Origin of the sequence: Vibrio aerogenes (assembly GCF_024346755.1) — a bacterium.
GTDB classification, from domain to species: Bacteria; Pseudomonadota; Gammaproteobacteria; order Enterobacterales; family Vibrionaceae; genus Vibrio; species Vibrio aerogenes.
Map to the genome: position 1 here is coordinate 1,317,253 of NZ_AP024862.1, position 19,493 is coordinate 1,336,745.

Annotated in this window: 12 protein-coding genes and 1 pseudogene; 3 read left to right on the plus strand and 10 right to left on the minus strand. The window is 43.2% G+C overall.

Annotated elements, in window-relative coordinates:
* Positions 1 to 609 precede the first annotated feature (609 nt).
* From OCV29_RS23065 to OCV29_RS23075, 3 genes are all read left to right on the plus strand, one after another.
* Positions 610 to 2,619, plus strand: coding sequence for a methyl-accepting chemotaxis protein (locus OCV29_RS23065; protein WP_073602329.1), 2,010 nt, complete (start codon positions 610 to 612; stop codon positions 2,617 to 2,619).
* Between the two features lie 108 nt (positions 2,620 to 2,727).
* Positions 2,728 to 3,741 (plus strand): LacI family DNA-binding transcriptional regulator, encoded by a 1,014-nt coding sequence (locus OCV29_RS23070; protein WP_073602330.1) that lies wholly within the window; start codon positions 2,728 to 2,730, stop codon positions 3,739 to 3,741.
* Between the two features lie 257 nt (positions 3,742 to 3,998).
* Complete coding sequence (locus tag OCV29_RS23075; protein WP_073602331.1) at positions 3,999 to 5,009, plus strand: LacI family DNA-binding transcriptional regulator; 1,011 nt, start codon at positions 3,999 to 4,001, stop codon at positions 5,007 to 5,009.
* A 12-nt stretch (positions 5,010 to 5,021) separates the two neighbouring features.
* Here OCV29_RS23075 and fecE read toward each other — a convergent pair whose 3' ends face one another.
* From fecE to OCV29_RS23130, 10 genes and pseudogenes are all read right to left on the minus strand, one after another.
* A complete protein-coding gene (gene fecE, locus OCV29_RS23080; RefSeq protein ID WP_073602332.1) occupies positions 5,022 to 5,789 on the minus strand; it encodes a Fe(3+) dicitrate ABC transporter ATP-binding protein FecE in 768 nt (255 codons plus the stop codon).
* A gap of 3 nt (positions 5,790 to 5,792) precedes the next feature.
* Positions 5,793 to 6,809 (minus strand): iron chelate uptake ABC transporter family permease subunit, encoded by a 1,017-nt coding sequence (locus OCV29_RS23085; RefSeq protein WP_245796765.1) that lies wholly within the window; start codon positions 6,807 to 6,809, stop codon positions 5,793 to 5,795.
* Complete coding sequence (locus OCV29_RS23090) at positions 6,773 to 7,759, minus strand: iron chelate uptake ABC transporter family permease subunit (RefSeq protein ID WP_245796766.1); 987 nt, start codon at positions 7,757 to 7,759, stop codon at positions 6,773 to 6,775. The genes OCV29_RS23085 and OCV29_RS23090 overlap by 37 nt, the downstream gene beginning before the upstream one ends.
* Positions 7,760 to 7,767: 8 nt before the next feature.
* Positions 7,768 to 8,676 carry a Fe(3+) dicitrate ABC transporter substrate-binding protein gene (locus OCV29_RS23095; protein ID WP_217653285.1) on the minus strand — a complete coding sequence of 303 codons (909 nt, stop codon included), beginning with the start codon at positions 8,674 to 8,676 and terminating at the stop codon, positions 7,768 to 7,770.
* A gap of 107 nt (positions 8,677 to 8,783) precedes the next feature.
* Complete coding sequence (locus OCV29_RS23100) at positions 8,784 to 10,778, minus strand: TonB-dependent siderophore receptor (protein WP_245796767.1); 1,995 nt, start codon at positions 10,776 to 10,778, stop codon at positions 8,784 to 8,786.
* 351 nt (positions 10,779 to 11,129) lie between these two features.
* Positions 11,130 to 11,519 carry a hypothetical protein gene (locus OCV29_RS23105; protein ID WP_073602335.1) on the minus strand — a complete coding sequence of 130 codons (390 nt, stop codon included), beginning with the start codon at positions 11,517 to 11,519 and terminating at the stop codon, positions 11,130 to 11,132.
* Positions 11,520 to 12,447: 928 nt separating this feature from the next.
* Positions 12,448 to 13,937: pseudogene (gene putP / locus OCV29_RS23115) on the minus strand (sodium/proline symporter PutP).
* A 64-nt stretch (positions 13,938 to 14,001) separates the two neighbouring features.
* Positions 14,002 to 14,700, minus strand: coding sequence for an aldehyde dehydrogenase family protein (locus OCV29_RS23120; RefSeq protein WP_073602336.1), 699 nt, complete (start codon positions 14,698 to 14,700; stop codon positions 14,002 to 14,004).
* Positions 14,701 to 14,717: 17 nt separating this feature from the next.
* Positions 14,718 to 17,843 (minus strand): bifunctional proline dehydrogenase/L-glutamate gamma-semialdehyde dehydrogenase PutA, encoded by a 3,126-nt coding sequence (gene putA / locus OCV29_RS23125; RefSeq protein WP_073602337.1) that lies wholly within the window; start codon positions 17,841 to 17,843, stop codon positions 14,718 to 14,720.
* Between the two features lie 361 nt (positions 17,844 to 18,204).
* Positions 18,205 to 19,002, minus strand: coding sequence for a helix-turn-helix domain-containing protein (locus OCV29_RS23130; protein WP_073602338.1), 798 nt, complete (start codon positions 19,000 to 19,002; stop codon positions 18,205 to 18,207).
* Positions 19,003 to 19,493 lie beyond the last annotated feature (491 nt).

A 19,493-nucleotide genomic window follows, 5' to 3' on the forward strand; every position in this document is an offset into this window, starting at 1 on the left:
GGTCTGGAAATGTGCGTTGTTTTATGATTATTAATTCGACAATTTTAATCTATTTCAAATATTTGTGATATTCACCCAAAATTTAATGTATTCATTTCATCATCTTTATTGTTGACATTTATTTCCTTTTAATGAAATAAAACTCAATCCTGCTCAAATACGAATAAATCACACACCTGATAGAGTAAAACATATTATTATGTCTCTTCATGGGGCCTGAACGAGAATAAAATTATCAAAGCAATCAATCAATTAATTAATTATTTAAGATATTTCCATATTTATTATGTTTATTAACATGTAATAATTTGATCCAATCACTTCGTTCATTTACTCAACTCTTTGTATAATTCCGCTTTACGTTATTACAATCACTGAAATATGACTCAAATCCCGGCAATCTAACAGAAACGGATATGTCAAACGGATAAGAAGCTATCTGACTTACACTTGGGTCAAGCATGATAAAACCGGCATTGTAAACGGAATGATCTCATATGAACTGGTAATTATCGGTAGCAGGAAGAGAATTATCATAACTATGAATCACATGATATCTGAGAAAATATAATCGATTACATTTGGAAGAAATAAACAAAAAGAGGATTTATGTTAAATATTTTCCGCCCAAAAAAGAATAAAACTCCGCGATCATTGCAGGAAGACCTTTACGTTAAAGTTAAAACGATTCGCAGCAAAGATATTTCCCCAGAGAAACTCCGGGAAATGAGCTTTGGAGATAACTCAACCGCTCTTGTACTGGCATTTGTTTCCCCCCATCTGCCTTTTGACAGCATATCCAGGCAACTCAAAGATGCCATGCCATTTTCTAAACATGTTGTGTCAATTATGACCGCCGGTGAACTGGGCGGTACATCAGAAAAGCTCTACCACGATACACAGGGTGAATGGGATGGTATTGTTTTACAAAGTTTCAGCTCAAATCTGTTTCCTCATGTCGATATCGCTCAGGTTCCTCTTTTCTGTGAAGATATTAAGGCTGGACAAATAAAGCTTGATAAAGATGAGCGTGTTGAAAAAATCAAGCGTGAAATTCAAAAAGTTAAGCTGCCATTCTCAGTCAACTATATCGACACGCTGGCGCTGACGTTTTTTGATGGTATATCCGCTTCTGAGAACTTTTTTGTGAAAGCTCTTTATCAATCCGAAAAACTGCCCTGCTATTTTATCGGTGGGTCAGCCGGGGGGAAAATGGATTTCTCTCAGGCAGATATCGCCATCAATGGGAAAATGGTGCCCAATTGTGCCACTTTAATTTTTGTTAAGCTGGCACCATCAATAAGGTATGGTATTTTAAAAACCCATAATTTTGAGCCAACCTCCACTTCTTTCACTGTTGCAGAAGCTGATGCAGAAACCCGGATTGTCCGCACACTGCTCGATGAAAAGCAAATGACATTGAAAACACCGGTAGAAATGTTATGTGAACACTTCCGCTGTCAGCCTGGTGAACTAGCCTCCAGACTACATAAACATAGCTTTGGCGTAAAAATCGGTGGACAAATCTACATTCGATCCATCGCCAGTATCGATATTGATACGGGCCATATCAAGTTTTTCTGTGACTTCACATTTGGCGATAAAATATATCTGGTTAAAGCAAAAGACTTTAATCAGGCATTGCAGAAAGACTATGCCTCTTTTCAACAGGGTAAGCCTGGCAATCCAATTGCAATGATCGCCAATGACTGCATTTTACGCCGCCTGAATAATAGTGAATCTCTGGCATCAGTTCATACTTTTGATCAGATTCCGGCGATTGCAGGCTTTAGTAGTTTCGGGGAAATGCTTGGTGTGCACCAGAATGAGACCTTAACAGCACTTAGTTTTTACAAACTAAACGATACAGATAGCTTTTATGATGAGCACGCTGAAAACTTTCCACTGTATTACGGCAATTACAAAAGCTACTTTATAGAAACAGAGCTGCAAAGTTTACGTAAAACAGTCTCTTTGCAGGAAAAAAATATTCATTATCTCATTCAATACAAAGATTTACTCGATCACTTACTGAGTAACCTGAAAGATATCGCTTTGTTTGCTAACAGTACTTCTGAAGCAACTCAAACGGTTCAGACACGCTTTATATCAATGTCATCAAAAGTCCAGGAGCAAACTCAGCATAGTCATCAGCTGCAAAATTATGTAGAAACACTGAAGAATAACTCAAATAAGATTCAGGATATCCTGGACGTGATTGATGGTATTGCAGAAAAAACAAATTTATTAGCCCTGAATGCAGCCATTGAAGCAGCCCGTGCTGGTGAACAAGGCCGGGGGTTTGCAGTGGTAGCAGATGAAGTCAGAAATTTATCCCAAAGCACTCAGGAAAGTCTGAGCTCTACGGGTGAAACAATCAGCAGCCTTCATGCCTCGATTGACTCAATTAAAGAAGTGATTTCCACAACTGTGGAAATTATGGAACATGTCAAAGGTTCATCATCAGAGCTCAATGACGAAATGAGCAAAATGCTCTCTCTTTCTCAAGAAGCTTCAGGGAGTATACAGGCGAGCATCAATGAAATTGACAATGTACAGGGGGAACTGTCTTATATTGATCAAAATATTCAGACGATTTCTAAACTGACAGGACAGTAAAAATAATATTCTCTGTTCCGCAATTTGAGCAGAGAATATTAACACGACCTATATAAATTGGATAAGATGTCTGCTGTAAAAAATCAGATAAAATAAAAGAGGAATCAGATGGCTACGATTAATGATGTTTGTAAAGCAGCCGGTGTATCCAAAGCAACAGTTTCCCGGGTCATTAATCACAGTGGACAGGTCAGGGAAGAAACCAGACAACATGTACTTTCCATTATGGAACAACTGGGATATCAGCCCAACCTGTTAGCTCAGGCGCTGGCAACAAATACATCCAATTCTATTGGTTTGATTTTGCCCCATTTTGCAAATAACTATTTTGGCTCGGTGCTTAAAAAAACAGCTCAAATACTTCAGCTGAAACATAAAAAATTATTTGTTATGGATAGCCACGATAACATGAGTGGCGAGATCGAAGCACTTCACTCCCTTGCTGCTCAACGCTGTGATGCCATCATTATTTACAGCCGGCATCTGACCGAAACCCAGTTAGCCACAGCTCAACAAGATTTGCAGATTCCGCTTGTTGTACTGAACCGTTGTCTGGAAAAAGAATTACTGTTCAGTTTTGGGTTCAATCAAAAGCAACTGGCACAAATCGCCGTTGATCACTTACTGGAGCTGGGACACAGGCATATCGCGTGTATTGCAACCCCCCTCACCAGCCAAACGGGTCAGCAACGACTTCAGGCCTATAAAAGTTGTCTGAATAACCGGAATATACCAGTTCAGGAAGACCTCATTGTACAGGGAAACAGCACACTTCCCAGTGGTTATACTGCTGCAATGAAACTGCTTGAAAAAAACACCTCATTCACAGCGCTTTTCTGTTGTAATGATAATATGGCAATCGGTGCAATCCGGGCCTTTCACGATCAAAATATTTCCGTACCCAAAGATATTTCAGTCATCGGCATTGATAATGAACCGGCAGCCTGTTACGCCATTCCAAGCTTATCTACGGTTTCTCTTCCTGTTGAAAAGCTGACTGAGGATGCGGTAAATCTGGCGGTATCTTTATCAGATAAAAGCACTCAGGACTCACATCACTACGAATATTCAGGAATGCTTGAAGCCCGGGAATCAACCCGGACATATCCATACCCGGTATGATCCCCCCTCAGGTATAACACAAGCTACGGTCTGATGAACTTCAGGATGACAAAAGACTCAGACCAGTCTTCATGCAAAAAATTCAGATAAAAATTCAGATAAAAATTCAAACCTGATTCAAATTTACAGCAACAAATTGTAACCGGTTCCAATTTATTGCTACTATTGAGATATCATCCACTCAGAGGAAGATACTTCCGCGAAACATAATCCGGGCGGACAATCCTCCTCTGATACAACCTAATGACTGGAGTTTTATGACAACTATCGCTGATGTATGTAAAGCTGCCGGTGTATCAAAAGCCACTGTCTCACGTGTTTTAAACAATACCGGACAAGTCTCTGATGCTACCCGACAAAAAGTAATCACAGCAGTCAATGCTTTGAATTACAGGCCCAGCTCAGTAGCCAGAGCACTTATCACCCGAAAAACCAATACCATTGGGTTAGTTGTTCCCGAATTTGAAGGCGCTTACTACGGTTCTCTGCTAAAACAAGCGGCCAGTTCTTCAGAGGGGTATGAAAAACAACTGATTGTCACCGACGGACATAACGACCCTGTCATGGAAAAAGAAGCCATCTTATTGCTGAGTGATCGTTGCTGTGACGCAATTATCTTATATAGCCGTCATATGCCGGAAAAAATGCTCGCTGAACTCATCCAGAGAATCCAGATTCCTGTCGTGACCATTAACCGACAGTTCTCCAGTCCGGCTTTACCCTGTATCACATTCGATCAGGCTGGTGCAGCATATATGATTACCTCTTATTTACTTCAGATGGGGCACAGACAAATCGCATGTATTACCGGAGAGTTGAAAACACATACAGGAATTGCCAGGCTTCAGGGATACAGACAAGCATTAGCTGAATTTGATATTCCATTCGATCCAGCGCTGACCGAGTCAGGTCACAACCATTTTATGGAAGGGTATCAGGCATGTAAAAACCTGTTGAGTCGACCGGTAAAATTTACAGCCATACTTGCATGCAGTGATGAAATGGCCGTCGGCAGCCTGAAAGCGCTGACAGAAAAAGGAATTAGCGTACCAGAGCATATGTCTATTGGTGGCATAGATAATTCTCCGATTTCACAATATGCTTTTCCACCACTGACGACTGTAAGCATTCCAATTGAAGAAATGACAGAGAGTGCCATTCATCTGGCTTTAAAGCTGGCACAAAATCAAACGTCCCCAAACCAGATTGAATTCACAGGCAGGGTGATTAACCGAAACTCGATTTTGCCGGTCTCGCAGTCCATCTGACCGGCTCATTCTCTATTTCACAATACACATCGGTGTTTCTGCTATGGGGTCTCGATGAATGGCAGCATCCAGGCCAAACACATCTTTTAGCATCGGAACACTCAAAACTTGTTCCGGCGTACCCTGGTCAATCAATTGACCAGATTTCATGACAATCAAATGATCACAGTAACGGCATGCCTGATTAATATCATGCAAGACGGTGATGATCGTCTTACCATTTTCATTCAGTGAACGCATCAGTTTCATGAGCTCAACCTGATGATTCAGGTCAAGATAAGTTGTGGGTTCATCGAGAAAAATATACTCAGCATCCTGTGCCAGAGTCATCGCTAACCATACCCTTTGCTGTTGTCCTCCGGACAGCGCCGTAATTTCGGCCGAAGCAAACTCACTGACCCCGGTTAAGGCCATTGCTTCATCAACTTTTTGTTGATCAACATCGCTGAGTCTCCCCCAAAATCCGGTGTATGGTGTGCGTCCATACCCGACAACATCGCGGACTGTTACGCCTTCCGGCACTTCTTGTGACTGGGGTAACAGCGACAATAATTGAGCCAGATCTTTCGATGGATACTGCCGGATATCACTGCCCATCCACATCACATTTCCTGATTCAGGTGCTAACAATCTCGCCAAAGCCTTCAACAGCGTTGATTTACCACAACCGTTGGGGCCGATAAGTGCAGTGATCTTTCCATCGATAATTTGCAGATTCACCTGATGAATAATGGGATGATCTCCGTATCCGACAACCAGATTTTCTGTACTTAATGTCATGTTTTATCTCATTTTCATCAGTAAATATAAAAAGTAGGGAGCGCCCACCAACGCTGTAAATATACCGGCAGGCAGCTCAATCGGCGGCGCAATCACCCGGGCACAAAAATCAGCAAACACTAAGATGATCGCCCCAATTAACATACTTGACGGAATAATCGCCTGATGACGTCCACCGTACAGTCTTCTCGCAATATGAGGCGCAACCAGCCCTAAAAAGCTGACAGGTCCACAAAAAGAAACCACAGCAGAAGTCCAGCAGACGGCAAGAAACAGTGAAAGTCCTTTCATCAGATAAACATGCAGGCCCAAAGTTTCAGCCCTTGTTTCCCCAAGTACCAGTAAATTAAGCGGATGAGCGAACGCTAAAGCAACCGGTAATAACAAAGCCCACGGCAATAATAAATTTAGCTGCTCCCAGCCTCTGCCCCACAAACTTCCGGTCAGCCATAGCAGCGCATTATTAATTTCAAACGGGTGAATCAGCAGCACAAAATCAATCACACTGGCAAACAGAGCTGACAAAGCAATACCAGTCACGGCCAGTGTTACCGGCGCTAAATTTCCCCGGACAATCAAAACAAGAAATAACGCAGCAAACAAACCACCCAAAAGTGCAATCCACGGGATATAAGCGATATTTTGTTCAGGGAAAAGAACCATAAAAAGCACTGCAGCCAGCCCTGCACCATGGCTGATCCCCAAAATATCGGGAGAAGCCAGCGGGTTACGGATAACGCCCTGAACCAGTACACCGGAAACAGATAACATTGCACCGGCAATGACAGCAAGCAAGGCTCTGGGGAGACGATATTCATAAATAGTAAAAGCCTGATCGCCCTGATTACTCAGTCCGGCTATCAATTGTGTCCATTCGATCGTCACAGCCCCGAAAGAAATACTCAGGATCAGGCTGATCACTAATAATCCTGATAAAATAGCTGTCTTACCCAAAATGATTGTCTTTGTCTTTCCCGCGGCACTCATGACTTTTTCTTCCTGACCAGATAAATAAAACATGGCGCACCGACTAACGCAAGCACAGCGCCGGCCGGAGTCTCAGCAGGAAAAATAACCGCACGGCTTAAAATATCAGCACTAACGGTAAGAATCGCTCCGGTGAGCGCAGCTCCTGCCATCAACCAGCGATGATCATGTCCAAACAAGAAACGGGCAATATGAGGCCCGGTTAACCCAACAAAAGCAATCGAACCAACACTACTGATACAAACCCCAACAAGCGCAAGGACCAGAGCATTTACAGCATAGCGAATCAACTTCAGACGAACCCCCAGGCTCTTCGCCCGTTCGTCTCCTAACCGCAATAAATTCAGAGATGGCGCAAACATAAACGCTATAACCAAAAGCAGTAACAAGAGCGGTCCACTCCAAAAAACAGTCTGCCAATCGATACCGGCATATGATCCTGCCAGCCAGGTCAAAACCGGTGTCGCCTGATTTTCAGCCAGAATCAGACTTGCTTTTGTCATTGATCCACACAAAGCTGAAACAGCAATTCCGGCCAGCACCAGCTGCCTGCTTTCACTGCCACCACGCCATGAGCGTCCCAGAACCATGACCAGGCCCCACGCAAAACCAGCACCGGCGATAGCAGCCACCGGTAAAGTCACCGACGAAACCTGAGGCCATATTCCCGATACCAGAGCAACGCCCAATGCGGCACCTGCATTTACCCCAAAAAGTCCGGGGGATGCAAGCGGATTACGGGTCAGGGTCTGCATGAGAACACCGGCCACAGAAAAACCAGCCCCGGTGATTATCGCAGCCAGAACTCTTGGGAAACGAATATCTGCAATCAGCATTTCTGTCATCGTTCCGGACATCCCGTGCAAAAGCATTTGCACGGGTACATGCCACGGCAAGGGTAAAACAGAGAAAGAGACAATACTCATCCAACTCAAACCGATCACCAGTATTCCCATACAGACAATCAGAGTGGGTTTAAGCATATTCAGATTCATGATCCCTTCACGATTTGAAGCAGATCTCTGGCAATATATTCAGCAGCGAGAATCCCCCGGCATCTGGACCATAGATTACCGTCGACATGACTTACATGATGGGCTTGTGCTGCTTTTAATAATTGCCACAACGGTTGTTTTTGCCATGTACGGACTATACTGTCAGCTGTATAGTCACCAATCACCAAAAAATCAGGATTGAGTGCAAGTAACTGTTCAACGCCAATCTGCCGTGATGCATGATGACCCAGAATATCAGGCGGGAATCCAAAACCCAGTTGATGCATCACCCCACCGGTATACGAATCATTTGGGTGAGCGAAGAAACCATTTTTTCTTGCCACACCAAACTGGATGGTCTTTCCGGCAAATGCGGATAATTCTTGTCTGTATGACTTCATCAGTTGACGATGTTTTGACAAGCGCTGTTGCATTTCTTTGTCTTTACCAACGACTTTGCCAATTAAAGCCGCAGACTGAAGGTTTTCTTCGTAAGTTTCACGACGGGACGAAAGTAATAGTGTTGGCGCAATTTTGGATAAATCATCATACACAGCTGCATGCCGGCCAACATCAGCAATAATCAAATCAGGTTTTAAAGAGGCTATGACTTCAAGGGATGGCTGAGAGCGCGTGCCAACCGAAACCCAGTCAGAAAACTTCTGACGAATTTCCGGTAATAAGCGTTTTGGATCTTTGTCATCGGCAACGCCAACCGGACTTACATTTACAGCAGCCAGTGCATCTGCAAATGAAAACTCAAGTACAACGATTCGGGAAGGAACATAATCAATATGAAATGTACCGTGCTTATCTTCAACAGTCACTGCAGCAAAACAGACCGCCGAAAGAAAATATAGTTTCAGGCAACACATGGCCCGGATAAATAGTTTTCTGCTCATCATAAATATTAACCTGGGGTTGTCAGGGTCAACAGACCCTCAATGAAGCCCGGCGAATCGCCGGGCAATGAACTCAGCCAGATAAAGGTACTGGCGTCATTTATCTGCCACTAAAATGAATAGTCAGCCGTCAGATAAATGCGGCGTTTTTCTCCGGGGAAATGTCCTGTGCGTTCAAGAAAACCGCTGACAGCATAGGTTTTATCAAACAGGTTTTTCACATTCAGCTGGAATTTCCAGTCCTGCCAGTGGGTTTGCCATGAAGCATCATAAACCGTATATGATTTGACGATTTGTCCATCCTGACTCCACTGCTGTCCCACATAATCCGCACCAAAACCAACCGACGAATTGAGCACCGGCAAGTCATAACGGGTCCACAATCCCAGCTGATGATGCGGTGCATTTGCAAAGCGACGTCCAACAGTCCGGGAAATACCATCATAAGCCTGCTTGACGATTGTATCGTTGTAGGCATAAGACAAATTAGCCACCCAGTTATCTGTCAAATCAGCCATGAGATCAGCTTCAATCCCCTGGCTACGAACTTTCCCGTAGGCAACCATTTTTGAGTCATCATCGGGATCAGTCTGCAACACATTTTGTTTTGTGATGTGGTAGAAAGCCAGGCTGGCACTCAAGCGATGATTGAACCAGTAACTCCTCGCCCCAGCTTCATACATCAGACTTTCTTCAGGATCAAATGGTCCGCCATTCGCTGTTGCCTGATCTGCAGCATCCTGAGGCACAAAGCCCGTTGCAACCACCATATATGGATGCAACTGCTCATTCAGCTGATACGTAGAACCCAGACGATAGGATGCACCAGACCCTGTATAACTTTCAAAATTACTCTTCCGGATATCATTGATTTCATCATGATATCCATCCAGACGGACACCTGATGTCACATTCCAGACATCAGACAATGACCATTGATCCTGAATATACGCTCCGTAACGTTCTGACTGTGTATCCGTATGTTTTGCCAGTTGATAAGTATAAAGACTGACATCATCAGGCGTATAATCGGGATTGATTAAACTCCGGCCTGAAACACCTCCGGCAGAAGAAGCCTTGTAATAAATAAACTCACTATCCAGCCGATAATAATCCATGCCAAACAACAGCGTATGATCATCCAGTTCAGCCACCAGATTCGCAGTCACAGAGCCGGCTTTATTTCTTCTCAGCTGATCCCGGTATTCACGGTCAACCCAATCATAAATGCCATCATCATTTGTATCTTTTAACTTTTTCGGTTCATGATATTTCTGGATATCTTCATTCTCAAAGTATCGGAATGTAACATCACCGGAAAGCCAGAAGTTGAAATCATGATTCACCCTGACCTGATAAACCTCTGCATCCAGAGAAAGATGATCACTGGCATCATTCGCGTTCCACTCTGTACTGGTCAGGAAATTCCCCTGATCATCCGTTGGAATCCCTCTGATTCTTCCGCCGCCATAGTGCTGCAAAATATCGGTATACTGAACACCTAATGTTGTGTCCGGGCTAATATCCCATTCGTATCCCAAATCAATAATACGATTCCGGATATCTGTATTCTTCCGATATGGATTCTCATGGTCCTGATAAACACCAATACGATATCGCTGAGAGCGATCATCATTTGCTGCACCGGACAAACTCATACTACCGCTGACAAAATCCTGATTTCCTCCGGTAAGACTAACGTAGCGTTGGTCATCGTACGTCGGTTTTTTGGTGACATAATTAATCACCCCACCCGGCTCACCGCTTCCACTGATTGCAGCAGAAGGTCCTTTTAAAACTTCAACTCTCTCAATATTGAATAATTGAGGAACAGCCAGGCCTTCAAATGGATTCCCTCTGACACCGTCATAAAGGATTTCATCCTGACGGAATCCCCGGAAAGTCACGTATGAGTATGAAAACTGACTGACACCACTCACTGATCGATAGAGATCCGTGATCTGACGGGCTCCCTGATCCTGAATTAATTGTTGGGGCAAAACCTGAACAGACTGTGGAATATCATCGACCGGGGTTGGTGTTCTGGTTGCAAGCGAGGTATCTCCAGCCCGGTATATTGACAATGCACGACCATAAACTGTCATGTTATCAGTATCCTGAGATTTATCCTGTTGAGATTCATTCACTGCCGCAGAGACAGAAACACTCACGAATGAAAGAGAGCAAACCAGATAAATCTTTTTAGCTGAAAAATTTTTTTTATTTTTATGTTGAATATTCTTTACGGTAAGGCGACTCATACGACTCAGATTAAGTTAGCTTTATATCGGATGAGCAATCATAATGAGATTGATTATCATTGCAAATATTATTTTTACTAACAATAACGAGAATTATAGAAACCAGATAAAGCTCGCCTGTATTTGTCGTCCTGTCATTCATGATTAATCAGGCCCAAATCATATTTTGTTGGACCACGACAGTCGATGATTCAATTACTTAGGCGTTTCCTTCACCCAAATATTACTCAGCCTGTATTTTGCACAGGCACTACAGGTTAACACTTCACCATTACCATGAATTCTCATGACAATGTCAGGTCTTTTCTCTCTGGTACTATGTCTGATTTGAATATGTAAATATGTATCATCAACGGAGAAAGGAAAAACCGACTCATCACCATTTGTTTTCATTAACACTTTAGCTTCTTTGAAAATCAGTTGGTCGTCATTATATTGATTGGAGTATATGCCGTTAAAATTATATGTTTCTTCATTCAGCCAACGCTCCAGTTTTCCCTTCAAATCACAGCCAGATAAACACAAGGAAATCACAAGAATAAACCCAGTCGACAATCGTCTTGCGGAGTACATTGATCGATCCATCTTTCCCCCCTTATCTATCAAAAAGAATCCTGCCAGATATCCAGACAGGGATTCTCCATACGCGACCGAAATAAATCCGGACAGAGAGTGCTTACATGAGATAAATACCGTTATCACTACGGTTCATAGCCCTGACACTTTTAACAAGTTTGAATATTTAATTTAAAGCTGTCTAAAGATATATATTCAGTACAAATTAATTGGTTTTATCTGTGCTCTATCCTTGCTGATAAAGCACCGAATCCGCACCATGATATAACCCAGTCATATCAATATACAAGCATATAAAAATTATGCACAGATACAATATTAAACAATCGGGTAAACATGATGAATCCCACATACTTACAAGTGTAGTGGGTTGTAATGTGAATACCATTTTATACAAATCCCATTCAATACTTGATCATCTGAATGAGGCTTGATTTACACTGTAAAAGTAGCTGTTTTGGGCTAATAGCTATTTTCTGGCTAATGGCTATTTTCTAAGTAATAGCTATTTTCCAACTAATAGCAATCAGGATATTCGGGGTTCTGTAAAGGGAAGTTCAGATGGGACACTTTGGTGATTACATACGCGACAAAAACATTGCCTTTCAAGTTTATAATAATGATGACCTTGCATCAGAGAACTAATAAAAGACTGGAGAACTTGTAGCCGGGAACAATGATCATGTGGACAACGACGCATCACTGATTTATGAGGTGTGACTTTTCGACAAACCGGGCAATATGCCTTGACCATACAACCTCCAATGAATCCAGCAGATGTTTCAGTGACACAAATGTTTCGACTGAGGGACATTTTGTCAGATGCCAACACAAATTCAGTGATATGCTGCACAAATCAGGTCAAATAATGACACAAAACATAGTAAAAAACGCAAAAAATCCGATCTCATAGCGATGAGATCGGATTGAAATAGAACTAGTCGAATTCTTTCAGCTGATTGATAAACGTCGCATGCTGTGCCTGAATTGTCTGATCCGGTTTTTCAGAAAGCTTACTGAAAACCACAATCGCAATGGTCGATAAAATCATACCAGGAACAATTTCATACACATCAAAGATACCACCAGATAACTGCTTCCAGACAACAATGGTAATACCACCAACAAGAATCCCTGCCAGAGCACCATTTCTTGTCATGTTAGACCAGAACAAACTGATCACAAGCGCAGGACCAAATGCCGCACCAAAGCCCGCCCAGGCGTAAGAAACTAAGCCTAATACAGAACTATCAGGTGTCATTGCCAGAATGAGTGCAATCACAGAAATAATAATTACCGATAAACGCCCCACCATCACAATCTGTTCTGAAGATGCATTTTTATTCAGTACCTGTTTATAGAAGTCTTCTGCCAGTGCAGATGAACAAACCAGTAACTGAGAATCTGCTGTACTCATAATCGCCGCAAGAATTGCGGCCAGCAAAATACCGGCAACAACGGGATGGAATACCGCATTCACCAGAATCATAAAGATTTTCTCACCATCAGCCAGTGTCATTGTCGGATGGTTCGTCACATAAATCAGACCGACCAGTCCAACCATGATCGCACCAAACATAGACAACGCAGACCAGCCAATTGCAATTCTGCGTGCAACACCAATATCTTTATTCGATCGGGTTGCCTGGAAACGGGCCAGAATATGAGGCTGACCAAAATATCCTAATCCCCATGCAGCAAGTGAAATGATTGCAATTGCAGAAAGTGGTTTGCCATCAATACCATGCCAGATAGTTAATAACTCAGGATTTATCTCTACCAGTTGATCACTCAAGTCGCCAAAACCACCTTCCATTGCAGCAATTGGGACAATCATTAACGCAGCAGCCATCAGTAATCCCTGAACTAAATCGGTCCAGGATACAGCCAAAAATCCGCCGAACAATGTATAAGAGACAACACAAACCGTTCCGATAATAACCGCAGTTGAGTAATCCAGTCCAAAGACAGTTTCAAATAATTTACCGCCAGCCACTAAACCAGAACTCGTATAGAAGAGGAAAAAGAGAAGAATAAAAAATGCGGAAATTGTCTGGATCAGTTTTGACTGATCGTTAAAACGGCGCGATAAAAACTCCGGAATTGTGATTGCATCAGTCGTGATGCTATATGTCCGAAGACGTTTTGCCGCAATCAACCAGTTGAGCCAGTTTCCGATCAATAAACCGCCCGCCAGCCATAATGACTCCAGACCAGCAGCATATGTGTACCCCGGAAGACCCAGTAACAACCAACCACTCATGTCAGATGCACCCGCTGACAAAGCAGCTGGCCAGGGACCTAAAGAGCGTCCCCCAAGAAGTAGTCAGTTGAGTTCTTCGTTCGTAAGTAAGCATAAACCCCTATCGCTAACATCAAAATGAGATATACGATAAAGGTCGATATAATAGCAAAGCTATTCTCCATAATAATTTCCTCGTATTATAAGATCGCCTTCCCTGTTCTCCAATCAGTGGATACAAAGATACATCTAATGTGGGGAGTGCCCCATTTCCAGTAAAGAGGCATTTCCTCCGATTGCTGTTATATTTATTGTGCGGGTTCGTTCCGTGATAAAACGTAAAGACAGATAAGGGTCGTGAGCAGTAGGTAAATCCACTAAATCTGTCTCAGAAACGAAGCTGACAATGACACCTTCACGCTTTGCAAAAGCACGGCTCAGGTGTCTCTCATCGTTTTCTTTTCCAACAAATCCAACACTACGAATATCAGAAGAAATCAAAGCATTGCATTGTTCTTCTGACAAAACCTGGATCAATTTTTCTGGTAAATCAGCCTCATTCAAGACCGAACTCAGCATGGAAGTGAAGACATTGTCTTCACTACACATAACAATACTGTTGCCAGCAATTAATGCTGCTGAGATCAATGCGAGAATCGCTTTTGATGCACCGGGGCCTTCTTGTTTGGAAAACATCAAAGCCACACCACGGCCAGCAGTATATAGTTCGTTCGTTTCTCCAGTCGGGCCATTCAGTTCATGGCAAACTGAAACAAATGGTCTGGCAGACTCAATGTGAAACTGCACGACATCCGCTAATTCAGAATCTTTCTTGCGGAGCAAGCCAGCCAGCTTGCTCAACGCCTCAAACCTTTGTTCAAAAGCCGTAAAATTCCAATGCTTCCACGCAGTGCGGGCATCAGAGAAACATGTTAATTCCTGTGTCATTGTAACCTCCCTGATCATCAAATCTGACTAAAACTGGTTTTCATAAACCGGTATAAATAATGAGGGCCGCCGGCTTTAGGACCGGTACCGGATAATCCTTGTCCGCCGAAAGGCTGTACACCAACCACAGCACCGACCTGATCCCGGTTAATGTAACAGTTGCCGACAAGGGCATTTTTCTCAATCCAGCGATATGTCGTCTCATTGCGGGTGTGCACACCCATCGTCAAGCCATATCCGGTGTTATTAATCTCTTCAACGACCTCTTTCAGGTCTTTTGCTTCAAACCGCACCACATGTAAGATCGGACCGAATTTTTCTTCATCAAGGGCATGAATGCTGTCAATCTCGAATGCTGTTGGCGCAACAAAATCACCATTTGCACATTCATCAGAGAGTGGAATCTGATTGATCAGCGTCTGAGTGTGACGCATATGCTCGATGTGGGATACTAGTTTGGTTTTGGCTTGCAGATCGATAACAGGTCCGACATCAGTTGAATGAAGGTATGGTTTCCCCACAGAGAGTTCATTCATCGCACCGCGAATTAAATCAATAATCCGATCCGCGATATCACGCTGAACATATAATACCCGAAGTGCGGAACACCGCTGCCCGGCTGAAGCAAATGCCGAACGCATCACGTCACGGACGACTTGTTCTGGCAAAGCCGTACTATCAACAATCATCGCATTCATCCCACCGGTCTCAGCAATCAGCGGAACCGGAGCCGCATCCCGCTCAGTTAAGGTCTGATTGATACGCTGAGCAGTTGCAGTTGAACCTGTGAACGCAACTCCGGCAATCAGCGGATGACTGGTCAGTGCTGTACCAATCTCAGCGCCATTTCCAACCAGCAACTGAATCACACCCGATGGGAAACCGGCATCTTTCATCAGCTCAACGGCTCGTGTCGCAATTAAGGATGTCTGCTCGGCTGGTTTGGCAACCACCGTATTACCTGCGACAAGCGCTGCACTAATCTGGCCAAGGAAGATAGCCAGCGGGAAGTTCCACGGGCTGATACAGACAAATACTCCCCGACCTTGCTGAGAAACAAGACGTTTTTTCTGATCAAAACCTTGCACTTCCTGAGGTGTCATTGTTTTAATCTGAAGCGCATAGTAGCGGCAAAAGTCAACGGCTTCCCGGACTTCATCAATACTGTCATGAATGGTTTTACCTGCTTCTTTGTGGCAAATAGCAACCAGCTCTTCCAGATTTTCTTCCAGCAAATCAGCCAGACAATTCAGTTTGTCTGCACGCTCTTCATGACTGGATTGATTCCATGACTCAAATGCGCGGGCGGCCTCTTCAACAGCAATATTCACCTGTTCAGAAGTTGCCATCACGATTTTACCCGCTTCAACTGTGCGATCATAAGGTGCAGTCACAGCAACAGGTGATGCTCCATCCTTGATCATGCTTTCGAAAAGGTTAGTACCGTTAATCACAGGAGCAGCGGTCCATTGGGATGCCATCCACTGATTCACTTTTTCTTCGAAAGGTTTCACTTCACTTTCTATATCAATATTGACACCGTAAGAATTCTTGCGGGTTTCATAGATATCAGGTGGCAAAGCAATTGCGGTATTGTTAAAAGTTTTTTGACGTTTAAGTGTATCAACAGGATGCTCTGTCAGAGCACTGACCGGACAACGGGCATCAACCAGACGATGTACAAAAGAGCTGTTTGCGCCATTTTCCAGCAAACGTCGCACAAGATATGGCAACAGATCTTTATGATTTCCAACCGGAGCATAAATCCGTACAGCCTGTTTAAACATACGCATTGCGTAATGGAACAAACCATCTCCCATCCCGTGCAAACGCTGGAATTCGAAGTCTTCGTGCGAGGCCATTACAGCCACAGCCGTCACTGTCTGCGCATTATGGCTGGCAAATTGAGGAAATAAACGACCACGAACATGCTCACTCAGCAAGAAACGGGCACAGGCAAGGTATGAAACATCTGAAGATTCTTTTCGGGTGTAAACCGGATAGCCGGTAAAGCCATGCTGTTGTGATAACTTAATCTCACTATCCCAGTATGCGCCTTTTACCAGACGAACAGGAATTAAATCGCCCTGCTCGGCAGACAATGCAGATAACCAGGCAAGTACAGGTAACGCGCGCTTGGAGTAAGCCTGAATCACCAGCCCGAATTTACCCCACCCTTTTGCAACTTCATGCCGGTAGAGTTTTTCAAATAATTCCAGAGAAAGTTCAAGCCGATCCATTTCTTCAGCATCAATGGTCAGGCCCACGTCAAGCTCTCTGGCTCTGGTAATCAACCGGACCAGCGAATCAAACAACTCCGACATGACCCGATCACGGTTGGCAACTTCATACCGGGGATGTAATGCTGACAATTTAATAGAGAGAGAAGGTGCGAGCTTTGGATCACCCGAATGCGGCTCTTTTCCAACCGACTCAACCGCTGACAGATAATCCTGAAAATATTTATTCGCATCTGCTGTTGTTAATGCGGCTTCACCAAGCATATCAAATGAGTAAGTATACCCTTTCTCACGCATCGGTCGTCCGTTCTCATGGGCTTCACTCATTGTCTGCCCCAGAACAAACTGATGACCCATGATCTTCATTGCCTGGTGCATGACCTGACGAATCACCGGTTCAGAAAATTTCCTGACCAGCCGGTTAACAGCACTGGTTGGCGTCGTATTTTCAATATCAGAAATACCAACCACTTTACCGGTAATCATTAACCCCCAGGTAGAGGCATTCACAAAAACAGAGTCTGAATTTTGCAAATGAGATTTCCAGTCGGCGATACTCAGGCGATCTTTAATAAAAGCATCCGCTGTGAGTTTATCCGGAATTCTCATTAATGCTTCTGCCAGACACATCAGCAAAATGCCTTCCTGTGTATCCAGACTATATTCCAGTAAAAGCGCATCAATCATCTGAACTGACTTTTTATCGGCTCTGATCGCCTCAATTAATTCTGTCGTTTTGAGCGTAATTTCATTATTTTCGTTTTCAGAAGGCGTAGCCAGTGGCAAAAGCTCTTCAAGCCATTGTGATTCATCCACCATGTATAGTGGTGAAATCAGCGACCACAGTTTATCAAGTGGCTGCTCAATAAACTCAGGTTTTAACACATCCGTTGCAGTAAACATATGTATTCCTTCAACCTCTTTCTTATTAGCTGATTGTCAACAATAGCTAGCAGTGTATTCTGAGTGGAGAAAGAATACTTGTCAAAAAATCCGGATCATTTGCTGGAAAGTCCATTTTTTAACAAAATAAAAACACAAAAATAGTAAATAATTTTCACAAACATCCATTTTGTCACTAATGGTAATGACGGGACAACATCGTTTTCATCAGGAATTTTTCGGGGAGATGAAACCGGGGAAAGAGCCCAGAAGTCAACTTACATAAGTGCTTTATAAAATAGGTGCTTTATAAAAAAGGGACTTGATAGAAGAAGATAAAAGAAAATGGTGAGAACAGGTGCGGCTCAGCATCTGGTTCAGATTATTGTATTCGTTTCTTATAAACAGAAGGAGACATTCCCTGTAGACGGGTAAAAACATGAGAAAAGGTACTTTGGCCAGAAAAACCGGTCAGTTCAGCAACCTGACCCAGCGTATAACCCCCCTGATCAATTAAAGACCTGGCCGCTTCTATCCTCTTCTGCAACACATATTGATGTGGCGTCATACCTAACAGCTCTTTGAACCGGCAATGGAACTGACTCTCGCCTAAAAACACACTTCCGGCAAGCTGAGCAATCGTAATACGACGGCTAAGATTACTTTCAATGTAATTATCAATCACGGCCAAATCAAAACGGGATTCTTTGATGACAGACACGTTACGTGTCATGTGTCTGAAAAGCATGGTAACCAGTGTGTCATGACATGCTTTACTCAGGAGAGTATCTTCAGGAAACAGGGCCATTTCCTGTGAAAGCAAACGTATGATTTGGTTCAAACGTTCATCAATATGGAAATAGACTTCAGATTTAGACAAGTCATAAATCTGCTGTAAAACAACAGACTCATCAACAGAAGGAACAGGAAGATTTAAAACCAGAATATCTGTTTGATCTGCAAGGCCTCCAAAAGCATGATTTGCTCCGGCTGAAACAACGCACCCCTGCCCGGGTCCGACACGGTTTCCGTATCCGTTGATTTCAAATTCACTTTGGCCTTTCAGCCCAATCACGATCTGGGCATAGCCGTGATCATGGCAACTCATGTCAGATGGCAGAGTCACCACCTCAGCGGGTTTAGGCAACTGTATGTCAACTGATGAATTCAATTCAAACATTTCAAATCCCTCGCTTTGACAGGAACAAAATTCAACCACACACCGGTAGCAAAGCCTGGAGCGTGTTTATCTTTCATCGCCGTTCCTAGCTGGAGGATGTGAAAGATAAACACGCTCTAACCTACCCTGAAAATGATCAGGAATCAATTTTTGTCCTCTCCCGGAAGTCATTCTGTGAGAAAAAGGTGACTTACAATTAACAACAATATCAATTAATATAGTTTTCTGTGGAACAATACATAAACATGGATAAATTACGGTCAGTGTCATGCTGATTGAAAAAGAATTCTGAGATCCATGCTAAAAACTTGCATATTTTCTTATAAGGCCCAAAATGGAAGTTGCATATTGTAAAATATACAAAATCAGAGACCTAAGTTGCATTTTGTACAATTCATGGCTCTAATGTACTCAGAATTATGAGATAGTTACTTTGTAAAAAAACTGTCAATTCTTACTTTCTCCACAGAGTGGCTGTGGCTTAATTACTT

Coding starts and splice junctions, on each gene's coding strand:
- OCV29_RS23120 (WP_073602336.1), bottom strand. CDS start 14,700: ATGACACAGGAATTAACATGTTTCTCTGATGCCCGCACTGCGTGGAAG.
- OCV29_RS23130 (WP_073602338.1), bottom strand. CDS start 19,002: ATGTTTGAATTGAATTCATCAGTTGACATACAGTTGCCTAAACCCGCT.
- OCV29_RS23070 (WP_073602330.1), top strand. CDS start 2,728: ATGGCTACGATTAATGATGTTTGTAAAGCAGCCGGTGTATCCAAAGCA.
- OCV29_RS23095 (WP_217653285.1), bottom strand. CDS start 8,676: ATGATGAGCAGAAAACTATTTATCCGGGCCATGTGTTGCCTGAAACTA.
- putA (WP_073602337.1), bottom strand. CDS start 17,843: ATGTTTACTGCAACGGATGTGTTAAAACCTGAGTTTATTGAGCAGCCA.
- OCV29_RS23100 (WP_245796767.1), bottom strand. CDS start 10,778: ATGACAGTTTATGGTCGTGCATTGTCAATATACCGGGCTGGAGATACC.
- OCV29_RS23075 (WP_073602331.1), top strand. CDS start 3,999: ATGACAACTATCGCTGATGTATGTAAAGCTGCCGGTGTATCAAAAGCC.
- OCV29_RS23105 (WP_073602335.1), bottom strand. CDS start 11,519: ATGGATCGATCAATGTACTCCGCAAGACGATTGTCGACTGGGTTTATT.
- fecE (WP_073602332.1), bottom strand. CDS start 5,789: ATGACATTAAGTACAGAAAATCTGGTTGTCGGATACGGAGATCATCCC.
- OCV29_RS23085 (WP_245796765.1), bottom strand. CDS start 6,809: ATGTTTTATTTATCTGGTCAGGAAGAAAAAGTCATGAGTGCCGCGGGA.
- OCV29_RS23065 (WP_073602329.1), top strand. CDS start 610: ATGTTAAATATTTTCCGCCCAAAAAAGAATAAAACTCCGCGATCATTG.
- OCV29_RS23090 (WP_245796766.1), bottom strand. CDS start 7,759: ATGCTTAAACCCACTCTGATTGTCTGTATGGGAATACTGGTGATCGGT.